Consider the following 2,175-nt stretch of genomic DNA (forward strand, 5'->3'; position numbering starts at 1 on the left):
GAACACGCCGAAGTCGGTGATCGACTTGATCGGGCCCTTGACGCGGTCGCCGCGCTTGGTGTTTTGTGCAAACTCTTGCCATGGGTTGGCCTTGCACTGCTTCATACCCAGGGAGATGCGGCGTTTGTCTTCGTCGATTTCCAGGACCATGACTTCGACTTCGTCGCCCAAAGCAACGATCTTCGAAGGTGCCACATTCTTGTTGGTCCAGTCCATTTCGGACACGTGCACCAGGCCTTCGATTCCGGGCTCGAGTTCCACAAATGCGCCGTAGTCGGCGATGTTCGTGATCTTGCCGAACATGCGCGTACCTTGGGGGTAGCGGCGGTTCACGCCCATCCAAGGATCGTCGCCCATTTGTTTCAGACCCAGTGACACGCGGTTTTTCTCGGTGTCGAATTTCAGGATCTTGGCGGTGATTTCTTGACCAGCCGTCACCACTTCTGAAGGGTGACGGACGCGGCGCCATGCCATGTCGGTGATGTGCAACAGGCCGTCGATGCCGCCCAGATCCACGAAGGCGCCGTATTCGGTGATGTTCTTGACAACACCTTGAACGACGGAGCCTTCTTTCAGGGTTTGCATCAGCTTGGCGCGTTCTTCGCCCATGCTGGCTTCGACCACGGCGCGGCGTGACAACACGACGTTGTTGCGCTTGCGGTCGAGCTTGATGACCTTGAATTCCAGGGTCTTGTTTTCGTACGGTGACAGGTCTTTGGTGGGACGGGTGTCAACCAGGGAGCCGGGCAGGAAGGCGCGGATGCCATTGACCAACACGGTCAGGCCACCCTTGACCTTGCCGCTGGTGGTGCCGGTGACGAATTCGCCGGTTTCCAGGGCTTTTTCCAGGCTCATCCACGAAGCGAGGCGCTTGGCGGTGTCGCGCGACAGAATGGTGTCGCCGTAGCCGTTTTCGATGGAACCGATGGCCACCGACACGAAGTCGCCAACCTGGACTTCGATTTCGCCCTTGTCACTCTTGAATTCTTCGAGCGGCACGTAGGCTTCAGACTTGAGGCCAGCGTTGACAACCACAAAGCTGTGCTCGATACGTACCACTTCAGCAGTGATAACTTCACCTGGACGCATTTCGGTGCGTGTCAAGGACTCTTCAAATAGGGCGGCAAAAGATTCTGACATTTTTGGATGCGGAGGGTTCCGCGGGTTAGTTTGTTGAACCACATCAGCAGTGCGCTTGAGCAGCGCGAGAAGGCTGGTGTGGACCGGTGCAATCTTTCAGATTGCGCTGAAAGGCTGTTTGCCCTGCCACCAGTCCAACACCAGATCGACCGATTTTTCAACCGTCAAATCCGAGTTGTCCAGCAACCGGGCATCTTGCGCTGGCTTGAGAGGCGCGACGCTGCGGGACGAATCCCGTGCATCACGTGCTTCCAGATCAGCGCGAAGAGATGGGAGTGTAGTTGAAATTCCCTTTGAAATCAATTGTTTGTAGCGTCTTTCCGCCCGCCGCTCGGCGCTGGCGGTCAAAAACACCTTGAGCGCCGCCTCTGGGAAGATGATGGTTCCCATGTCGCGCCCGTCAGCGACCAGTCCGGGCAACTGGCGAAAACCGTGTTGCAGGTCAACCAGCGCCAGGCGGACCTTGGGCAGCGCCGAGACCCGGGAGGCGTTCATGCCCGCCTCTTCGGTGCGTATGGTGTCGCTGACATCGGTGCCGTTGAGCCGCACCCGGCCCTCCGTAAACTGAATGGACAGACTCTGAACCAGGTCCGCGATCGCCTGCTCATGCGCGGCATCCAGTGACAGACCGGCCTGCATGGCGGCCAGCGCCGTGATGCGGTAGAGCGAGCCGGAATCGAGGAAATGGTAGCCCAGCTCGGTCGCCAATACCGCCGCCAGCGTGCCCTTGCCGGAGGCGGTCGGGCCATCGACACAAATGACGGGAATGGCGCTGGTCCGTGTCTGGGCCAGGGAAAACAGCGCTTCGAAGTAGTCGGGGAAGGTCTTGGCCACGCACTTCGGGTCTTCAATGCGCACCGGAAGACCGGCCGGGTTGAAGGCGGCCAGTGAAAAACACATGGCCATCCGGTGGTCGTCGTAGGTATGGATGCTGGCGGCTTGCCAGTGGGCGGGGCTGGCCGGTGGTGTCACGCGAATGAAATCCGCGCCTTCTTCCACCGTGGCGCCCAGCTTGCGAAGTTCGGTGGCCATGGC

The 2,175-nt window shown here is 59.4% G+C and carries 2 protein-coding genes; both read right to left on the reverse strand.

Annotated features, from left to right (window positions below):
* A partial coding sequence (locus B3V69_RS15470; RefSeq protein ID WP_296447909.1) for a 30S ribosomal protein S1 occupies positions 1–1,140 on the reverse strand: 1,140 nt, incomplete at its 3' end.
* A gap of 96 nt (positions 1,141–1,236) precedes the next feature.
* On the reverse strand, positions 1,237–2,175 hold a 939-nt coding region (cmk, locus tag B3V69_RS15475), incomplete at its 5' end, for a (d)CMP kinase (RefSeq protein WP_296447910.1).

It is taken from the genome of Rhodoferax sp. UBA5149, from assembly GCF_002413825.1.
Classification (GTDB): domain Bacteria; phylum Pseudomonadota; class Gammaproteobacteria; order Burkholderiales; family Burkholderiaceae_C; genus Rhodoferax.